The following is a 19,893-nucleotide window of genomic DNA, read 5'->3' as shown; positions in this document are numbered from 1 at the left end:
CCAGTTCATCCTTGAGGTGCAGCATCTGGCCTTAGAACGCTTCGGCTTCTCGTCCGCGCCCCTATGAACCAGCTGCACAATTGCATCCGGCCCAGTAACTTACTTTGCTCGCAACCTTTAGAAGCCCGGGGCTATTGTTTTCAGAGAATCTTCGACATGCCCCTGGATTCAGACTGACCCTACCTTTCGAAATAGGCCAATTTGGGAATGCCGGGATGACCGATAACAAGCGAGCGGTCGAGCAACATGTTCGACATTTCACAGCTTGTTTCAGGCAACAGCGAGCAAGCATGGCAAGCCGCCAAATTCAGTGAATTGAGCCCTTGTCCAGTACTCTCCATACATAGCGGGTCGGATGAACAATACCGTCCATTTTCCAATGCCGCAGAGACCGTTGAAGGTAAGTACTCAGGACGCCCTTGTCGAACAAGCCCCCCAAGTGTTCCTTCCGAGTCTCCACTTGCGGTATAGAGCAGCACCCCTGCCATGCCATCGGACCCATCCGATGCATAGATTCGTTCACATATGCTGGAACTGTCGTAACCAGAGTCGAAGGCAAGCTGCCTAATGAGGAGGTGGGCAAAACTATGCAGCAGTACCTTGGTCACACCTCCTTCCAAATCAACCCTCGCCATTCCTACTTCAATCGCCCCATGGGCAACGCGGAGCTGTTCAAATCGTTCCTGCACTATTTCACTCGCGGCCCAATCTTCAAGCCGGCTTTTCCGAAACCGTAGAAAAATGCCTTCTCCGCGAACTGAAACACCTGGCAGCCAATCTGGTCTTCCAAGGGACAATGGAGCGAGGTCATTCTCATTTGCGCCTGGCGGAAGCAATCGGGTGAACCCTTGCAAGACTCGTGTTTCTCTGAGGCGGGTTACGAGAGCAACCTCATCAAAATGATCTTCAAACCAAGTGCCATAATCCTCTAACTGAACCGGACGAAGGTCGAAATCTTCCCGATCCCTGGGCGAAGGTCTTGGGCCAGTAAATGCATCATACTCGGCTCGGCGAAAGGCGCGTTCCGTTACAACACTTGTACCCGATTCTCCGTCCTTCAACGCCAGCGCTCCTTTCAGGAGTTCATCTGGCTCAATACCGTTCTCCTTGGCCAAGTACACCAAGGTTGGTTGTGGCGGATCCGGTAGAAGCGCTTCGAGGATATTGTATACCCCCTTTTCAGACAACACCTTCATCACACGTTGAGAATGGGGAGGGATAAGGATTGATTTCGCCACTTTGGCGAAATACGCGTTTGCGGCACCGCGTTGGATAGTTTGCATTGCACTATGCTGGCAGGTCTCTGCGCTGTCGGGACCAAGCCATGGGCGCTCACCCGGGCAGCCCTCGCTCATGGTGTCAGCCAATACCACGCGATTGAAGGCTCCAACCATAGACCTCCGTTCCCCACAAGTCCGACAGACAATGCGGATACCAGCGGTGCCAGGTTGGGTTGTGGATGTGAAGTAGAGCTCCGCTGCTCCTTCGGAACAGTTGTGACCCCGGTGAACCCATCGTTCCCATGGAAAATCAAAAACATGACCACTTTCGCAGGCGACCACGAAGCGGACCGGTATCAATCGTGGGCGTGCGTTCTTGTGCAACTCCCCACAGGTCTTGCCCCGTCCTCCTGCAAGTCGTTCCGTGTTTCTGCATCGCATGTTTTCGTCTTTTGATTGGGAATTCCAATCGAGCTCCTTCATACGCCTGCAACGGGGGCAATAGTGCCAGCGCGGAAATCGAACAAATGGCATCGGTGCGCGGTCTTCCTGCGGCGCCATGCCTCCAGCGTTAGTTTCGCGAGCAAGCGATGGTGTGTGGAAGTGAGAAATCTTGCGCCCCATTTCAGCGCTCAACCGTTGCGCCAAGCGACTGTCCACCACTTTCGTCGCTCTTTCCAGGTCGAGAGCAGCACCGGGTTGCGCGACGGGCCAAGCATCAAGGCCCGCCATCATCAGTGTGTCATCAAGAAAATCAACGATTGCACCGACTCCAAACGGGACGATCCCTTGGGACGTTCTGAATTCATTCTTGGCCATTTTATCTATCCGGCTCCGGGTAAATCGAAAGAACGCTGGCCGAACTGCTACCGTCCACATTTCGCATTGAGGTCATCACCGGCCATGCGGCTTGTAACAGTTGATCATCCGCCGGAGCGCCAAATGGCAACATTAGGGATGCCTCTTCAACATTTCCGGCCATTTTCCCCCAGGCAGGTGGCGCATATTGCCGCCAATCTCGGACCCAGTCTTGCAGCTCATGCCTGGCATCCTCGCACTCGTCTCCGTTGATGTCTTCAATCCGGTCAAGGATCCAATTAAGCTCGTTGTCCAGCTTCAAAGCCTTGGTGGAGTTTTGAATGTCTTTTGGACTTTCAAAACCGCACAAGTGCCTCGCAACAGCGACCAAGAGACCTCGCATCCCGCGGCTACGAGCCTGCGGTGAGAAAGGCGTGACACTGGTCGGCTCAACATGGCGATAGAGGCTTTGGTGGTACCCGACGAAACGCTCGTAGTGTGACCGATCTCGGTTCTTTGTCTGAGTATACGCGACGACGACCAAGCCAGGATGTTTGCGACCAACCCGTGAGGTGGCCTGGATGTACTCCGACGTTCCTTTTGGCTGGCCGTTCACAAGCATGAGACCGAGCCGGTCGATATCAACGCCTACCGCAATCATGTTCGTTGCGAGTAGAATATCCACCGGGGCAGGGTTTCTTTGACCTCGACGCCAATCTAATGCCAGCTGGTCAAGAATTTCCGGAATCTCCTCAGCTTTGCGGCGGCTGGTCAGTTCTGCGGGTTCATCGAGCATTCGGCGATGCTCAGGAGGGATGTTTTCAAGGCCACATAGCTGTTTTAGGTATTCCGGAATGTCGCCAGCACACAGGGTTGCAGCATGGCCAAGTTCGCGCAGCGTATTAAAATACCATACCATGGTTCCGTAGGGATTGAGATGTTCGGCTGTCTTTTCGTTGCTGGGATCAAAACGGTTGGGGAATTGCAATAGCGGCCCTGTAACACGCACCAAAGCTGTTTGATGCGAGGAAAGAGCGCTGCCGAGAAAGCCAATGTATAAACGCCCTGGCGCATCGTCATTTTGCTGCGCAAAGTAACTATCGTTGGCTTGGTTGCCCTGCGGGGGATACTCGAAGGCTTCGCGATTATAGAGTGCATTGCATTGGTCCGCTGCTCGCCTAATCGTAGCGGTTGACGCGACAATTTTTGGAGGAACGCCATCACGGGAACATAGCTTGTCGATTAGAGTCTCGTATAGGCCCACCATTGTACCAAGCGGCCCAGAAATGAGATGAAGCTCATCCTGGATGATGAGTGAAGGTGCGACGCCATCATCACCGCCAAAGAGGTTGCGGGTACGATCCTCCCAAGCAAGTTGCGCGAACTTGTCCACAGTGCCAATGACCAGAGTGGGCGGGGCATCGTAAATGTCGTCGTCGATTACGAGAATGGGCAAGTGTTCGGAGTGAAATTCACAATCCGGTTCGGGGCAGTGAAAGCGAACTGTCTTTTCCCCATCGTGATTGTTCTCTTGCCGGTAACCTTGAAAGCTATTTTCCGTGAGATCAGTCCTACACCATGGACATTGTAGTATTTGGAACGGGTTTGATTGATAGGGCTTGGTTTTCAGGCTTCTTAGCTTCCCGCATGCATCACTCCTGCGGTTGGGCGTCAAGCTCGTCCCAACCCACATTCCGATGGTGATTGGTTCATCGCCCAAGTCTATGCCCATCGCACTTTCCCGCCGCAGTTGCTCCAGTGCGAAAATCAAAGCGGAAGCTCGATCAAATTGCTGACGCGTTAGAAGGCGAAGAGTGTAACGCATCAAGACAGCCGTTCCACCGCCTTCGTTTCTTAGGCGTCGCATTAGAATGCTGAACGCAGCCAGACCTAAATATGCCTCGGTCTTGCCGCCGCCAGTCGGAAACCAAATCAGCTCGACCAATTTCCGGTCGCGGTGATCAGGGTTGGTGGCTGAGGACAGGTTCATCAAGATGAAGCCAAGCTGGAATGCACGCCACTTATTCTCCAAACCGGAGTCAACCTGACTGACCTCCTTTCCACCAAGTTTCCGGGGCTTGAGACGGGACCGCTGCTGCTGCGTGAACATGGCTCGGTTCATCAAGCGGAATGCGACCACTGCATTTTTGTCCGTGCGCAGCTTTTCTATTCCCTCACGCATTCGACCAAGGCAAATTTCACATTTCGATATGTTGCTCTGTGACGCCGAGCGCAAATGACTTGGAATGGCTTCGTGTGTCAGGTCATCAATCCAAGCGGCATAATCGTCCACAAGCCCCGAAAGAACCTTCAAAATGGCTACTTCTGGATCAGCAGACTCGTCGCCGGCGTAAAGAAACCCCATGGAAAGATTGAAGGTAGAACCGTCTCGATAGTGTCTTGATCGCGGTTCAACCGGTTGCACTTCATACTGAGGTAGTGCGGCCGTACGTACCAAATTGCAGCGCCCATCTTCCGAGGCAACTGAATTCCGATTCCAGTCCGCAGCTACCCCGTGTCCCAATGCAAAAGCGCGGCGATGCCGATAAAGTAGCTCGAGCTGATCCAATTCGTCTTCGCGCACCCCTCCATCCTGGCGATCTATCGGCTCAAATACCGCTTCGCCATCTGCCGAACTCACTTCGAGACCAACCTGGAAGAAGCAGGCATCATACCTTGCGGATCGTTCACTGTTGGTTCTTTTGTTGACCAACATTGCCGATACAATCGAACTGCCGTCGTTCTCTCGTATAATGAGCTCGAACGAGAGATCTCCCCGCAAAGTAGGCACCCGGACGGGCTCCAACACACCAAACTGGTTTGTTTGGATCGTGACTAACTCGTCGATTGGCTCTCTAATATAGCACTGGCGGTTTGCTCTGTCAGGATCTGGTTCTGACCTATAGGTAGCTGCGCAAACCCTGCAGTTTAACTCGGTTCCTGATTTAACTCTAAAGGTCAGGCCCATGGCAGCAGGGCTGAACTCATTCGCGAGGTTCAAGGGTTCTGTGGCATCTGATGAGTGGTCTGTTCTATCTGTTTCAGAGCTTCCTGCCGCTGATATGCCGGAATCTGATGTGTCCCCGTCAACAAGAGGAGCAGTGTCATCGCTTTCGGCAACTTCCACCTCGGCCATCAGGATACGTTGAGGAAACAAGACTCCTGTCGCGTAGAGTTGCAACGGATTAAGACGGATTGAGCTGGTATCCATAGGATCCAGCGGGCCAAAGAGCTTGGTCTGCAAATCCTCAACCATTGCTGCACGCATTTCCCTGAAATCATTCGGTAGGGTGCTCATGTTTAGTCCTTAATGCACTTTTGAGATTTCAGCATTTCAATTGCTCGCCATTGAATGAAGGAGTTAGGAACAATGGCGTAGCATTTCGTGCGCGTACGTGTGAGAGAAACGAGTAAAAGGCTGGTCTGCCATTCATCTTCGAGGCTATCTGGAACATCGGTGACGATTACGATCTCTGATTCCAGTCCCTTGAATGCTGCTACTCCAGTGGAAAGTATCTGTTGCCTATCAGGTTGGGCCTCTCGAGGCGCAGCCAATGGTTTGCCAACGTTTGGTGGAAAGCGGTCCACAAGCCGCTGCCCAGCCCTTCGCCATGACAGTATTGCAATGTCCGCAGGACAAACGCCGTCGCGGATTAATTCTACAAGAAGGGCGCGCAGCTTGGCAGCAGCCTCCTTGTCGGTTGTGACGCCGATATACTTCACGGGCGAATTGAGCTGACGGCGGCATTCCGGCGCGGCCGCCTTCGAAAAAAAGTACGCTTCGGCAGAAGTCTTCGGAGGGTTTCTGAAGTTTTCCCTCAATTCAACTGATACAGCTCCGGCTTCTATGAGGGTGTCGAAAGCATGTTTTTCGAAGCGTGAATAAACGTTTGCCTGATCGCCTTGGTCCAAGAAGATGGCCCAGCGTCCCTTCAGACCGCCGCTCAGGATCAACGTCAGACAAGCAAGATTTCTTTCGTTTAGAATATCTTGGGCTTCATCCACAATCAGCGCGTCATACTGTGGAAGCTCATCGGTCTCGAATAGGATTTCACAAGCGTCTTCAAAAAGTGCTGGGTAAACCGTTGAGAAGTGCTCCTTTTCTGAAGTTCCGATGGGAACCGCCGGTGACAAACCAGCACGGCGGATGATGTCGTGCATGAATTTGTGGAGCGTTGCGATCTTGTATTTTGCGTCGCCGCGTTCCACCGGGAGATGGGCGGCCAGTTCGGTGTTGAAGCAAAGATAGAGTACGTTCTGTCGTTCTGCCGAAATCCGGCGGGCGGCTTCCAACGCCAGTACTGTTTTACCCGTTCCAGGCCCTCCGGAACAAATCAGTCTCGGGTTTTGTGGACTCAAGACAAGGTCTAGTACTCGGAATTGTTCCCGGCTTAGAGCAGGCGCTTCTCGCTGGCTTGCGATCACGAGACCCAAAACGGTCAACCCGGTTTCAAAGTCGGGGCGCATAGCGTCAGCACAAACTCGCAACTTTTCCGAGGAGAGAGGAGAGATGGTTCTTCCACCCTTCTCTTTCCGCTTGTGCGCGAAGTAAGCCTCCAGTCTTTTCAGGTATGCAGAAAATGGATTTTTCTGATCGCGGAGATCATAAACTACGTCCTGGCTCCATTCCGCGTCTTGGTATTCGAAAACGACGGATGGCAGGACTACTCCCCAGCCGAAAAGAGCGTCCTTGCGGGACAGAACTCGCTGTTCCTGAAGATGTTTCAAGACTGCCCATCGACAACCTTCGGCTTGTTTAAATGGCCCCTCGGTGGTGGTGTACGAACGCTCCCCAGATCCGATCGTCCAAATCCCATTTTTCCGCTGAATTGCGCCCCCCTTAACCTCAAGGCAGAAAACTCCACGTGGGGTCATCAAAACGAAGTCGCATTCGGCATGTTCCTTGGTGCCATGTCTTTCTAATCCGACTGACTGGAAGCAGTATACCTCTTCCTTGGCCTTCATACTTTTGATTTCGTTGAAAATCTGCTGCTCGGTAAAGGTGGCATTCGGGCTGCAAATGGGAGGTATCATGTGAACGGTCATGACAACCTCGCTGCCGCACTGTGATCAAGCCCCTGCAGTTGCCACAGAAGCGAGCCAGCACAAGTCGCAACCTGACCAACATACTCCACGCGGTGGATATTGAGGTCGATGCAAGTGCTTCCCACTTCTATCCGCAATTTTCCTGTGGTTTGATCAGCCGTTCCTTTTACAAGTTGCTCAAAAATGTGATCTGCGGCTTCATAGCGGGCTCCATACAGCGCTGAAACGGCCTGTGCCGAAGCTTCGCCAGACTTTTGAATTTCCGGATCATCGGATAGGGCACAAATTTTCGGAATGACTGCACGATAGTTCATTGGCGCGACGGTTTGCCCGCTGATCCAGTTTCGATACGCCATATCCGATCGACGCAACCCTGCAGCAGCCAACCGTTTGCAAAAATTGCTCCATGGAACAGACCCGGCAGCATAGGCTTTCTTCATAGGTTGCCTCCAAAGGTTGGCCATTTTCAATGTAGTTCTGGGATCCCTCAAATAGTTGGGAGCGAGTTCTTGGAAGAGCTCTCGGTGAGAGCCATCCTTCAGCACAAAAACATCACCTTCTCCTAATTGGCTGACGGGTATACAGGCATCTTCTGGCCGTGAGGCGTCTCTATTCAAGAGAACCAGGTCAGCATGAGGAGGCAAGAACATGTAAGCTGAGTAGTCGTCGAGGATAACAGGGGTTCCACTGACCATTGCATCGCTCCCGTAATTTGCGGTTCGGTGGATGCGTTTGAACAGCCGATCAAGGTCGGGGCGCTTCTCGGTGGGTGGGATAAACTCTGATAGGTCGTCGCTTGGCGTGGGTTTGGATCTCTTTGGGCTGGGCCATATCAACTGCTCTCCATCTCCGATGGGCATGCGTCCTTCGTTTGAGTGTTCGATAGGAGTTTTGAAAGAGCGGACGCGCCTGCGCACACCATCCGTCACTCTTTCGAGCCATTCATTTTGAAAGTTGAACATAAGATAGTCCAACTTTGTTGCGGGAACGATTGTATCGAGCCGGCGCATTGTTTCTGCACCGTGCCAGCCGGGGACGACCAAATGCTCAACGGGAGCAACGCGAAATAATTCTGGCGCGGTAAGGCCTGCACCGTAGAAACCGTTCTCGTTCAACAGGGCCGTGGTTTCTTTGGCTTCCTGTTGGGACCGGCAGAGGATTGTAACCGGTTTGCCCTCATTTGCGATTGCTTCACTAAAGATATCAGGGGAAAATCCACCATTCTCGGAGAGATCATCAAGCGCGTGTGCGACACCAACTAGAGACTGGTCATAAAGTGCCTCCGCCTTTGCTGCCCTCGACAGAGCTAAGGCCCGTTCTTGTAGTTTGGCCGCCACGGAGCTGCCCGGACGCGGCATCTTGCCCGCATCGGAGAGGAAGCTTCTTAGTTGCTGCACAATCGGAGAGAAGTCATCTTCCGGATCATCATGTCGATTTTGCAAGAACTCGTTGATTGTAGCCAGTGCAGGGCTGGGGAAAACCTGAATGCGTCGATCAACGATCCAATGATTGTATTGCCGCTTCAGCCCGCGTGCCAAAGGATCAGTTTGCCTGAAACCTCGTGGCCTCAGTGACCAGGGTAAAACTATGTCATCCTCCATGATCAAGGCATCCCGGGGTGGACCAGGTACTTCCGAAATGTCCGCTAAACAAAGCATCCGTAGGGATGGAACTTCTCGACCAACGAATTCGGCATTTATCTCGCGGTAGGTCTGTGAACCGAAAGCTATCAAATCGAACCCGACCACTCCCGCAGGGGGATTTTCGATCAGATTTCTCGCGACCATCGCGGACCCGCATGCGTAGATCATCGCTCGTTCAATAACGCTTTGTGACATGGGTTCTTCACGCTCGGTTCCGCTTACCCAAGTGGCACCGACTACTTTCGAAATTGCCTCTCCGCGACAATGCAGGGAAGGTAGGTAGTATTCCAACAAGTTTCGAGGGGCCACGACAAGTACGGCACGCCGCGCATCGCTTCGGGGCCGTCCTTTCAAAAGAAAATGTAGTGGATCGATAGAGTGGTGTTTCTGCCATGCGGAAACGGCGGGCCCGCTCGACAAGGTTTTGTAATCTTGCCGAGGCGATGTCTCCATGCAGGCCCCTAGGATTGTAGGCAGATACAACCGTCCAGATGAACTCACTTCCACAACGATCTTCTCGTCACCTGCGATGACTTGATTACCTAAGTATCGCACACGCTCTGGGCGCTGACCGAAGTTCAGCAGATTGATGATAGCACCTTCTTCCCATCGTGCGCTTGCACCGGTCTGAGCATTTTCGCGCATAGAGGCAAGTGTGACTGCCCCGACTACAGGCACAAGAAAGACTTCTGCATCCCGCAAAGCAATATGGTTATTTTGCGTGCTTTCAAGCACTGCTTGTGCATTTCCGACGACATACTGGCCGAAGCGATCCAGCATCATACCGCCCGCTGTGAGATATGAGCTTTCCAATTGGGGAATTCGTTGTTGCAAACTGCTTAAATGCGGGAGGCCATATGCTTGCTCTTCAACGGTGGCATAGGCCCATTCAATGACATAGAGATCATCAAGAAGCCCCAATATCCCCAGGCCGTCCGGTATGACGTCTTCAGTTTCCGCAAGATATACGAGCGCAGCCCGAGCTAAACTGGATCCAACGCCATCTCCCCCCGCCGCTTCGATCAATGCTTCCAATTTCTGATCAAAATCGGTGATATCCGCGATGATCTTTAGACCTCGTATAGTCTTGACTTGAGCGGAAATCTTGTTGGCGATTTCTCCGACACGTCGCGTGTCAATCTCGGCAGTTTTGAGCACAGTCTGTTGGATGGAGTGCATTTCTGCTTTTGTGATGGCGTTGTATATCCAGCCGCCTTCGAAGTTCATCCCCAGTTGATCAAGAGCACGGTCCTGGACCCAGTTCAATTCGCGCAACTTCTCTTCTTTTTGCCAGGATTTCCTTGTTTGGTTGAGGAAATACAGAGCAGCAAATGCGTCACGGGCAGTGCCATCGCCCTCTATCGCTTTACGTCTGAAAACCGCAGCGAGGCGTAACCATCCAAGGACTTGATAGCCATTGCTGACTGGTAGTTCCGCAAATGCCTCCAAACATGCAGAGATGCCGGGCAGGATGCTCTCCCACCCATTTATCTTCTCTCCGATTGACTTGGAAATGTCGTCAATCTCGATGCTTATTGCCTCAATACGATTTCTTGACGGATAGTCGCATTCAAATTGGCCAAAGGGGCCGGGATTCACTTTCTTCACCTCTCTGAAAAGACTGCTCACCTGCGTGATCCCACCGGTGCTAGCATGCACAGCCCATCAACTTATCAGCAACTCTAAGCGCTGCTGGGGAAATGTCGATCAATTTTTGATTGCGAATGCGCTTCCTTCAACGCATCGTTGCGAACACCCTCAATTGATTTTGTTTGTTGTTGCTTCTCTGAGAGTTACCCTCCAGAAAAACGACGTCTCAAAGCAGGCAAGCCATCCAACCGGTCGCGGGTTGCTGCCAAGAAGTTACCGGAACTGAGGTGGCGATGGTCTCTTTCTGCATTATTGTTCGGAAGTGTGGGCGCACAGTACCACCCCGCCCGTCATTTTCTTGAAAATCACGCTAAACGCCCTAAGATCATAAAAAACTGTTTGCAATGAGCTATTGACAATCAAGTCATCAAAGGGAGGGTCCCGGTTGGACGGAGGAAACAACCTACATCGGGTCCCTGGGGACAACTCTGTCAACCAGCTGCAGGCAGTGGACTTGTTCTGTGGAGCTGGAGGATTTTCCCTAGCAGCCTTCAAGGCCGGGTTCCATGTGGAATTTGCGGTTGAGAACGATAAGTATGCTGTCGAGACCTACCGGGAAAACTTCATCGAGAAGCGACAGCTAAGAACGACGCTTTACGATGACAGCATCAATGATTTGAAGCCTGAATGCCTTGTAGAGAAGCACTTCTCCAAGTCCGGATGCGATATCGTTCTTGGAGGCCCGCCTTGCCAAGGTTTTTCTACTCATCGCATCAACGATGCCGGAGTTGACGATCCAAGAAACAGACTTATCCTCAGCTACTTCAATTTCGTCGAAGCCCTGCAGCCCCGTGCGTTTCTTATGGAGAACGTTCCTGGGATATTGTGGCCGCGCCACGAAAAATTCTTGGATGAGTTCAACTCGCGAGCCAACGAGGCTGGCTACAGAGTTTTCTCTCCTGCTGTTTTGGACGCAAGAGACTTTGGCGTTCCACAAAGACGCAAGCGGGTGTTCATATTAGGAACGCGACTTGATATTTCGACGTCCTCATTTTTATGGCCTCCAGCACCGAGTCACTCCAATTATGATGACGGTCTGTCGCCTTGGATGGATTGCAAGGAGGTGTTCCGATCGCCCCCTGATCAAGATTCCAACGACATACACATGAAACATGGACGTGAATTGGTCGAAGCGTTTCGAAATACACCTCCCAACGGCGGGTCGCGCAAGGACTCGGGTAGGATTCTGCCGTGCCACAAGAAACACGACGGTCATAAAGACGTGTATGGAAGAATTGACCCCGACCGACCGGGGCCGACGATGACAACTGCCTGCATCAATCCGTCCAAGGGGCGGTTTGTCCACCCGACGGAACATCATGGGATCACGGTTCGGCAGGCCGCTCGAATGCAAACCTTTCCTGATGATTTTGTCTTTTCGGGTGGTCTCACTGCCGCGGGCCGTCAGATAGGCAACGCTGTCCCTGTTGACCTTGCAGCGGCGCTATTGAAACCAATCGCCGAATGGCTTTCCGGTTTGGACGCGGCCGTTGATTGTGCCTCTGAACTACAGCCTATTCATAGATCTGACGTATAAGTGAGAAAACGCCCCTCTCCAGACGCGAAAAATCCTTTTGAGATATGGCCAAAGCGAAACCCGACTTTCAGGAGCCAGTTGACCCTCAGCGGTCCAAGATGATGGCATCAATTGGACAACGGGGGACGAAACCCGAAATGATAGTTCGTCGCATATGCCACTCGCTTGGGTATCGGTATCGGCTTCATGTCAAAACTCTTCCTGGATCTCCCGATCTAGTATTCTCGCGTCTCAAGAAAATCGTATTTGTGCATGGGTGCTTCTGGCACAGACATGCAAACTGCTCTCGAACAACCATGCCCAAAACACGTACTGCGTTTTGGGAGAAGAAATTTGCCAAAAATGTTGGTCGGGATGAACGGCAAATTTCGGAGCTTTGTGCTCTTGGATGGCAGTTCTGATAATCTGGGAGTGCGAGACAAGAAAGAAATTCTTGCTTAGAGAGAGGCTGGTTAGATTTCTTGACGGGAAATGACGCGTCTGTCCTGACGACCAGAGGGAAATTTAATCGAGAAAACAATGCACTTTTCTCCTTTAAACCCCTTCCTTTGGCCACCCTCTACCAAGCTCGGCGGTTCCAGTACGTGACATCGGAAATCCCTTCGCATAGCCTGGCGGCATGAGTGGTGAGGAATGGTCAGATTGGGAGAATGACGCCATTGTTGCGGACTATTTTTCCATGCTCATTGATGAGTTGTCGGGCACGAGGTACAACAAAGCGGCTCACAACCGTGCCCTGCAAGTGTTGATTGGCCGCTCCAAGGGTTCGATCGAATTCAAACACCAAAATATCTCGGCGGTTCTTAAGGGGCTGGGTGAAACCTGGATCAGCGGATACAAGCCCGCCTTCAATTTTCAGAAATTCCTGGAGGATGCTGTTGCTCGGTGTCTCCAGCAGCATGGTGGCTGGCCTGCACTGAGAACAACACCCAAAATGGAAGCATCGGAGCCTCCAGGGGCTATCTGGATTGGCACTCCGCCCACCACGCAGAATACGCCACCACCGGACGAATTAGAACAAATGCAGGCCGTGGCCCGAGAATTTGATGTGGCGGGTCGAGATGAGAGAAACAGATCTATGGGAAGGGCTGGAGAGAAGCGCGTCCTTCAGCATGAACGTGCCATTCTCACCAGTGTGGGCCGACATGACCTTGCAAAGAAAGTGCGGTGGGTCAGCCAAGAAGACGGCGATGGTGCAGGATATGACATTTCGAGCTTCACACCCGAAGGAAACAGCCGCCTGCTTGAAGTGAAAACGACTAACGGTTGGGAACGCACACCGTTTCACATCTCCCGAAATGAACTGGCGGTCGCAGAGGATAACCACGACACTTGGACCCTTTTCAGACTCTGGAATTTCTCTCGGGAACCGAGGGCATTCGAATTGCATCCTCCCTTAGAGGCCCACGTGGCACTAACCGCCACAAGCTTTCAGGCCAACTTCCATTATGACTCAAATTGAGCTGACAAATGATTGGTAGATGAATTGGCTCGAATGCGGCATAATATGCCAACAGCGAGAACCAATCCCTAGGTTTAATTCGGGGGAGTACGCAGTTAAGTTGGCCGCCATACTTTTCTTGGCGACGCAGTTTACCGGTCTTTTTTGTTAATCTGGGTGATTTTGGTCCCCCGCATCGAACACGTACCGTAAGCGCTCGTCTCTCGACCGACAATGTCACCCAATCCCGTACAATCCGCGCATGCTGGCGGGTTTAGAGGAGAAGCCGTTCGTGAAACAACGTTCAGATTTTGCAAACTAAAGTTAACAGTCAAAATGATAACTAACTAATTGATAAGGAAAGATAAATTGTTTGCCCTGGTGATTCGGTTAGTGTAGTGTCCAATCATGGACACATCATGTTGTGTCCGATTGGATGCAGACCGTGGGGTGTTTTTGACGTGGACTCTGAATCCTATGCCGCCAGCTTGCGTTTCGAGCTGAAGAAAAAAAGCCTCACGCTCGCAGACATCGCGGGCCAGGTCGGTGTTTCTACGAGTCTTGTAAGCAAAACCCTTAAGAAACAAAGAAAAAATGCTGACGTTCAGCATTTCGTTGCAGATACCTTGGGAGTTCCGGTGGAACAACTCTGGCACTTAGAGTTCCGGGATGCGCTTGTTTCGATAGACTGCGAACGAAAGGAAGGTGACCCACGTAAAGCCAGCTAACCCAGAAATAGAAGAGACCCCCGCACTCGGCAAAGTGCAAAGGGGTCCGCTTCAGATAGGCAGTCCTACCACATGTCTCTAGCATCTCTTCAAAGGACTAAAAAGTCAAGCACAGCGTGGGCCGCGCTGCCGTTCGCGCTGTGTTCAATCAACAAAATTGACAGAGAGATGGACAATGACAACGAGCAGACTACAAGACGCCGAAATCAACGGTTTCAAATCCCCACTTCCAAGCAAAGCAACTTTGCTTCCACCTGCCAGATCCAGAGGGAGCTTTCGCAGTTCGCTTGTGTTGCGGACAAAAGCGGACGGCCAGGACAGGGTCTTCTATACACATAGCCGGGGCGAACGAAACTGCCTTTTGCTTTATGCGGCCATGCCGAATGTTTATGACATCTGGGAGCAGCCCAATCGGCTTTCCTATGACTCAGACGGAAAGACACGACACCACACACCGGATTTCTTGCTGACATTGATTTGCGGCAAGAAGGTTGCTGTTGCCTATCGGCCGGAGGAGCGCGCAAAAGCTGAGTATCGGCGTGAGTTACGCAGGTTGGCGGATCAAATGCCCAAAGGTTATGCCGACAAATTCATGTTGGTGACCGACCGCAGTTTTACGCGGGAACAAGCTTACAATGCTGACCTTTCCCACGCGTTCACCAACTCCCCAGACCATGACGCAGATAGTGCTCTCCAAGATGTTCTGAGTACCCTTATCGGACATGTGTCTATTGAGAACCTTTGCAAGCTTATCGGCTTGGTTGGTCGCAGCTTCGCCGCAGTGGTCCGGGCCGTGTTTCAAGGAGCTTTGAAGCAGATCTGCAAGGGCTACCTTGAACTAAGTTCGGTTGTTACGAAGGGAGCCTTATCATGAGCTTCCACTTCGTATTAGACATGATGGACCGGGTTACAGATCATGGGATTCATCTCCGTCCTCTTCGGTCCACAAAAGAAGGAATTGTATTTCAGCGCTTGGATGCAAACGACATCACCATAACCTTGCCTCACGATGAGATCGCAGAAAGATTCAAATCCCAACACTGGCGGCACGAAAGACACTATTTCAGTCAGGTGAATGACACACTTCGAGCGCGTGAGCTGGACCTGATGATGAGCCTTTGTACACCGCGTGAGCGCTTTGAAGGCTCTGTTCGCGCCTATTTCTGCGGTGTTTATCTAGAGTTTTATGCTGATGGGAGAATGAAGAAAACAGATCGCAGTTATGAGGAACATCGTAAGAAGATAAAACGTCGCGTTCGAAAATATTGTAAGAAGTACTTTGCAGAATACGGTCGAGACAATCCGGGGGCTGCCGATCTAAAGGCCTACAAGGTGCCGAGGGCGCGCCGGGCGCGAGACCTCGCAAACGCATACTTGGAATGCGGCAAACGAGCATCGGCCCTCATTCCTCGATGGCGCAAGTGCGGAAATCGTACACTCCGCCTTGCCGTTGAAGCGCGACTCCTTTTGAACAAGGCGACGATGGAATTTACGACAACACGTAAGCCTTCACCCGCCAATGTGCTCAATCATGCCAAAAGGATGTTTCGAGAACAGAACAGGTTGCGAAAGGCTGAAGGCCAACGCCCTTTGCGTGTTCCTGGCCGCAAGGCCGTTGAGAATGCAGTCAAACGTATTGATCCGTTTGCTGCATATGCTCGACGGTTTGGGCTCGATGCCGCAAATAATTACTTTTCCCTTGCCGATGACGGTGTGCGTGCCGAATTTCCAATGCAACGCATCGAAATCGACGAATGGAAAATTGATGTTTCAACGCTTTTTGAAACCACAGCTGTCGTGGAGATGATGGATGACGATCTTCGTAAGAAAATTCCTAAGGGACGTCGCTGGCTGACTTTGGCTTTGGACTGCGCGACGCGGTGTGTCGTTGGCGTCAAAATAAGTGCGGAGCCGCAAGCGGGTAGCGTCGTTCAGGTGATCGAACAGCTGACGCGTGACAAGACGGATATCGCAGAAGCGTTCGGCTGTGCATGTGCCTGGCCTATGGGAGGCAATCCGCACGAGATTGTACACGATAATGGCAATGCATTAATTGCGCCGGATGTGCGGCGAGTGACGAATGATCTAGGTGCGGAAAAAACGACTACTCCAGCTGGCGTTGCAAGGTTGCGCAGTCGCGTTGAACGCATTTTCCGCGCGTTTGGTACAGAGTTAATGCCGCTCCTGACCGCGCGCACTTTTGGATCGATCGCGGAGAAAGGTGGCTTTGACCCAGGGAAGCATGCCGCTCTAACCGATGATGAGCTGACCCAAATATTAGTCCTGTTTATCGTGGACGTTTATCATAACCGAGAGCACGGTGGATTGCATGGAGAAACACCTGCAAACTGCTGGAAACGGTTGTCTGAAACCCGCACTGCGGTGCCGGTGGATCAAATAACCCGACGGGCCATTTTTGGACTGGAAATCAACAGCAAGCTTGGCAACCGAGGGGTTAGGTTTGCCTGTCTAGACTACGTCTGTGACGAACTTCGAGAATACGTCAAACACAGCTGGGACCGTGAATTTCGCGTTCGAGTTGATCCGCTGGATATCGGTTACGTGTCGATCGAGGTCGGCGACAGATGGTATCCCTCCAAATGTGTGAAGCGGGGTTTTGAAGGAGTGGCTTGGCAGGATTGGCAGGCCCAGCTTACAGCTTTCCGAACCAAATTTCGGAGTGAAGCACTCATGGTGCAGAGCATAGTCGACAACTCATTACTGAAAATCACAACGATCGATCGCAAGGCAAACATCCGTCAAAGTTTGACCGAGCACTATATCACTCAAGCGCAGATCGCGTGGGAAGAGCAGAAAACCAATCTAGGGGTCTCAGTCGAGTTCGACCCTGTTGTCGATGATCCGGATGGCTTGTTCGGCGAATTGATTGTTCCCGATGATGACGACCCCAAAGCAGTCGAACCATCGGGCGAAACTGGGCAAGACGTCCAGTTGTCTCCAGATGATGAACTGCCCGGCACTTCCTGGAGTATCGATTATGAATGAGATTTCCGAGGATTATCATAAATGGGTTGCCGCGCAATGCGCGCGATTGGAACAAGTATTCGTTAAGACCCGAACCTACTCGCAGTTTAAGACGCAATTCCAAGAGCTGCTGTATAAGCGCCGCGCGGAAGCGCAGGCAGATTTGGACACAGAAACCGAGGGCATATTGCTCGCGGGAGCACCAGGTAGCGGAAAGACGTGGTTGTTGAAAAATGTCGTTAAGTCACTTCCAGACATTCGCCGAAACACCGCTGACCGACAGCTAGACATCATATTGGTGCGCGTGCCCGGGACGACCACGGTGATGGAGATTGGTCAACGCATCTTAGAAGATGTCGGATATGGCAAACGCAAAAGCGGTAAATCGGATGAAGTTTGGGAAGTTGTGGCGAAACAACTTCGCAAACGGGAGATTAAGTTTGTCTGCTTGGATGAATGCCAGGATCTGATCTTCAATCAAAACGGTCGAGAAATCCGCCTTGCATTGAGTGCGATGAAGTCCTTGATGAACAACCTGACATGGCCGGTTAATGTGGTCATGACAGGGACACACGAACTGGTTGAGCTCGTCAATTTGGACAATCAACTGGTACGTCGCGTTGAGCCAATCGAAATTCCGAAAGTTTCATTCGCCACAGAAGGTGGTGGTGTTCCCATGGTGCTTGAGCATCTCGCTGGGGCCGTCTCATTGGGCTTATCTGAGGAAGTGCAGACCTCAGATTTTGTGATGCGGCTTTTCCATGCTGCCGCGTATGAACAAGGGCTGGTCTTTGAGTTCGTGAAGAAGGCCATTCGTGTTTGTCTCTACCGACGTGACACGCACTTAACAGTTGCGCATTTCGCAGCCTATTACGGGAAGCGCAACGGAGCACCAGATGGTTTAAACCCGTTCCTCGCACCCAAGTTTGACGATTTGGACGTCCAGCGCTTGTTGCCCGCACTCGGCCCTGATGCGCATGGCACGACCATTCAACGCGCGGTCTCACGCTGGAAGAAGGTGGGCAAATGAGAGGGCCATTACCAATTCGCACCACGCTGGCACGCCTTGAGACGCCGGCATCCTATGTGTCCCGCCTCGCATGTGAAAATGGCCTGTCTGGAGCGCACGAATTTTGCGTCGATCAAGACCTCGACATGCAAGGTATTGCTGACGGTAACCCTTGGATGCTTCAGAAACTCGGCCACCTCGGAGGGCTGACATCCGATGAGATATTTCGCTGGTCAATCGAAAAACTGAAGAACACGCAGTATCGTATCGCCAACCAGCTCATCGAGAGGCGTTGGATCGTACGAACATCTCTGCGTCTTTGCCCGTGTTGCGTGGCACAGACGATGCATCCAGATGATGAAGGTATCGTTGGTCAAGCGACTTGGCACATTCCGTTCATGCGCCAATGTCCGCAGCACGGGGTACTTCTCAGGAGCTTTGAGCGCGTTGGGTATGCGGGGTCAGTTCACGATTTTACAAAGAGGTGCCTCGAGCAGAGATGGGACATTATGCGCGCCGCTGAGGATGCAACCGTCTCTGCGCCATCTGGGCTTTCAAGTTATATTGAGGCACGAGCAATGGGAGCTCCTTTGCCCCGTTGGATCGATGCGCTTGAATGCAATGCTGCCGCATACTTCTGTGAGCTTCTTGGATTGTTGGTGGATCGGGGAGCCGATGTCGGTATCAGCGCCTTGACAAATGACGAACGGAGGCAGGTTGGTGATATTGGATACCGCATAACCTCTGGCGGCACCAAGGACGTCGTAGAAGCTCTTAGAGAGTTGCCTCGACCCAGGGTGAAATCGAAGGCTCAAGCACATTTGGGCAGCCTGTATCAGTGGCTCAGCCGTTCAGCCCTGGATGTGCAATACGACCCCCTCAAAGACCTAATCCGTGACTACATCGTTGAGACTTTTCCTGTTGGCCCCGGGGAAACCGTCTTTGGGCAAATAGTCGAACAACGCCGCGTCCATAATCTATCGACGTTTGCGCGGGATTGCCGCGTATCCACGAAGCGTTCTCGACAAGCTCTTGTTGCGGCCGGGTTCTTGAGGTCATCAATTGCAACGAGTGACAATCCCATCAGTCAAGTCTTCTGTGCGCAAGCATCACAGCCGGTGCTTGATAAGTTGAACGGCGGCATCACGCGTCGGATGGCCATAAAGCAGCTGAACATTCCGCGCGCGCAATTTGATGCGCTTCTTTCAGGACGTATTTTGCAGCCGATGCCAGGGCTCGGCGAAATTACACCATACTATGCCAGATCAGATGTCATATTGCTCTTGGAAAAGCTGACCCAAGAACGATGCATCGGTGATCTGCCAACTTACCTCGTCGACATTCAGACCGCCTGCCGCAAACTGGTATGCGGTGCGGCAGAGATTGTGGAACTGATCGTACGTAACCAATTGGATGTTATCGCTCAGGAAAAGAGGGCCGAAGGTTACTTGGCAGTACGGTTGAGTGTTTCGGAACTCGCTGGCAAGCTGGCTGGCGTCGGTGTGGAAGGCTATACAAAGGCGAAGCTCAAGCAGTTGTTGAGCATCAACGATCCGGCCGTGAAGTTTCTGATCGAAGCCGGGTATTTAAGCGCCACGGCTTCACGCAATCCTGTGACACGCAAAGCGGCGGCTGTTGTTTTACCAAATGACTACGCATTGTTCCTGGACCAATTTATCCCCGCAAAGCGTCTGGCTGAAATGCATGGCACCACGCCCAGATCAGTAATGGCGAGGATGAGAAAGCTCGGGATCGCGCCGCTCGGGATGCCTGAAGGGTGCGTGGGCACGATCTATGAAACAAGGAAGCTCTTGCCGGACATGTTGGCCTAGATAC

General features: G+C 52.1%; 12 protein-coding genes. 8 read left to right on the top strand and 4 right to left on the bottom strand.

The annotated features are described in order from the left end of the window. Window positions 1–179: 179 nt before the first annotated feature. From drmB to AC6I9R_RS19395, 4 genes are read right to left on the bottom strand one after another with little or no spacing between them, the layout of a single operon-like run. On the bottom strand, window positions 180–2,039 hold the full coding sequence (gene drmB / locus AC6I9R_RS19410) for a DrmB family protein (RefSeq protein ID WP_461428491.1): 1,860 nt from the start codon (window positions 2,037–2,039) through the stop codon (window positions 180–182). 1 nt (window position 2,040) lies between these two features. After that, on the bottom strand, window positions 2,041–5,316 hold the full coding sequence (locus AC6I9R_RS19405; protein WP_461428492.1) for a helicase-related protein: 3,276 nt from the start codon (window positions 5,314–5,316) through the stop codon (window positions 2,041–2,043). Between the two features lie 2 nt (window positions 5,317–5,318). Continuing rightward, the gene (locus AC6I9R_RS19400) at window positions 5,319–7,064 is read right to left on the bottom strand and encodes a nuclease-related domain-containing DEAD/DEAH box helicase (RefSeq protein WP_461428493.1); all 1,746 of its coding nucleotides are present in this window, start codon (window positions 7,062–7,064) and stop codon (window positions 5,319–5,321) included. Beyond that, a complete protein-coding gene (locus tag AC6I9R_RS19395) occupies window positions 7,061–10,336 on the bottom strand; it encodes a DISARM anti-phage system protein DrmE domain-containing protein (protein ID WP_461428494.1) in 3,276 nt (1,091 codons plus the stop codon). Before AC6I9R_RS19395 ends, AC6I9R_RS19400 begins: the two co-directional genes overlap by 4 nt. A gap of 406 nt (window positions 10,337–10,742) precedes the next feature. On the opposite strand from AC6I9R_RS19395, the gene AC6I9R_RS19390 reads away from it, so the two are divergent. From AC6I9R_RS19390 to AC6I9R_RS19355, 8 genes are all read left to right on the top strand, one after another. Then, complete coding sequence (locus AC6I9R_RS19390; protein WP_461428495.1) at window positions 10,743–11,894, top strand: DNA cytosine methyltransferase; 1,152 nt, start codon at window positions 10,743–10,745, stop codon at window positions 11,892–11,894. 44 nt (window positions 11,895–11,938) lie between these two features. Continuing rightward, window positions 11,939–12,295: a very short patch repair endonuclease gene (locus AC6I9R_RS19385; RefSeq protein ID WP_497863015.1), complete on the top strand. Its 357-nt coding sequence runs from the start codon at window positions 11,939–11,941 to the stop codon at window positions 12,293–12,295. A 218-nt stretch (window positions 12,296–12,513) separates the two neighbouring features. Beyond that, a complete protein-coding gene (locus AC6I9R_RS19380) occupies window positions 12,514–13,356 on the top strand; it encodes a protein NO VEIN domain-containing protein (RefSeq protein ID WP_461428496.1) in 843 nt (280 codons plus the stop codon). A 440-nt stretch (window positions 13,357–13,796) separates the two neighbouring features. Continuing rightward, the gene (locus AC6I9R_RS19375; RefSeq protein ID WP_461428497.1) at window positions 13,797–14,063 is read left to right on the top strand and encodes a helix-turn-helix domain-containing protein; all 267 of its coding nucleotides are present in this window, start codon (window positions 13,797–13,799) and stop codon (window positions 14,061–14,063) included. A 175-nt stretch (window positions 14,064–14,238) separates the two neighbouring features. Beyond that, the gene (locus AC6I9R_RS19370) at window positions 14,239–14,937 is read left to right on the top strand and encodes a TnsA endonuclease N-terminal domain-containing protein (protein ID WP_461428498.1); all 699 of its coding nucleotides are present in this window, start codon (window positions 14,239–14,241) and stop codon (window positions 14,935–14,937) included. Then, on the top strand, window positions 14,934–17,069 hold the full coding sequence (locus AC6I9R_RS19365; RefSeq protein ID WP_461428499.1) for a TnsB C-terminal domain-containing protein: 2,136 nt from the start codon (window positions 14,934–14,936) through the stop codon (window positions 17,067–17,069). Before AC6I9R_RS19370 ends, AC6I9R_RS19365 begins: the two co-directional genes overlap by 4 nt. After that, window positions 17,062–18,078 (top strand): TniB family NTP-binding protein, encoded by a 1,017-nt coding sequence (locus tag AC6I9R_RS19360; protein ID WP_461428500.1) that lies wholly within the window; start codon window positions 17,062–17,064, stop codon window positions 18,076–18,078. The genes AC6I9R_RS19365 and AC6I9R_RS19360 overlap by 8 nt, the downstream gene beginning before the upstream one ends. Next, complete coding sequence (locus tag AC6I9R_RS19355) at window positions 18,075–19,889, top strand: TniQ family protein (protein ID WP_461428501.1); 1,815 nt, start codon at window positions 18,075–18,077, stop codon at window positions 19,887–19,889. Before AC6I9R_RS19360 ends, AC6I9R_RS19355 begins: the two co-directional genes overlap by 4 nt. Window positions 19,890–19,893: the final 4 nt, after the last annotated feature.

The organism is Gymnodinialimonas sp., from assembly GCF_059726805.1.
This window is presented reverse-complemented; position numbering and strand designations above follow the sequence as displayed.

What these genes read in the sequence shown, in the direction of transcription:
- drmB (WP_461428491.1), bottom strand. Translation starts at nt 2,039, where the DNA reads ATGGCCAAGAATGAATTCAGAACGTCCCAAGGGATCGTCCCGTTTGGA.
- AC6I9R_RS19405 (WP_461428492.1), bottom strand. Translation starts at nt 5,316, where the DNA reads ATGAGCACCCTACCGAATGATTTCAGGGAAATGCGTGCAGCAATGGTT.
- AC6I9R_RS19400 (WP_461428493.1), bottom strand. Translation starts at nt 7,064, where the DNA reads ATGACCGTTCACATGATACCTCCCATTTGCAGCCCGAATGCCACCTTT.
- AC6I9R_RS19385 (WP_497863015.1), top strand. Translation starts at nt 11,939, where the DNA reads ATGGCCAAAGCGAAACCCGACTTTCAGGAGCCAGTTGACCCTCAGCGG.
- AC6I9R_RS19380 (WP_461428496.1), top strand. Translation starts at nt 12,514, where the DNA reads ATGAGTGGTGAGGAATGGTCAGATTGGGAGAATGACGCCATTGTTGCG.
- AC6I9R_RS19370 (WP_461428498.1), top strand. Translation starts at nt 14,239, where the DNA reads ATGACAACGAGCAGACTACAAGACGCCGAAATCAACGGTTTCAAATCC.
- AC6I9R_RS19365 (WP_461428499.1), top strand. Translation starts at nt 14,934, where the DNA reads ATGAGCTTCCACTTCGTATTAGACATGATGGACCGGGTTACAGATCAT.
- AC6I9R_RS19360 (WP_461428500.1), top strand. Translation starts at nt 17,062, where the DNA reads ATGAATGAGATTTCCGAGGATTATCATAAATGGGTTGCCGCGCAATGC.
- AC6I9R_RS19355 (WP_461428501.1), top strand. Translation starts at nt 18,075, where the DNA reads ATGAGAGGGCCATTACCAATTCGCACCACGCTGGCACGCCTTGAGACG.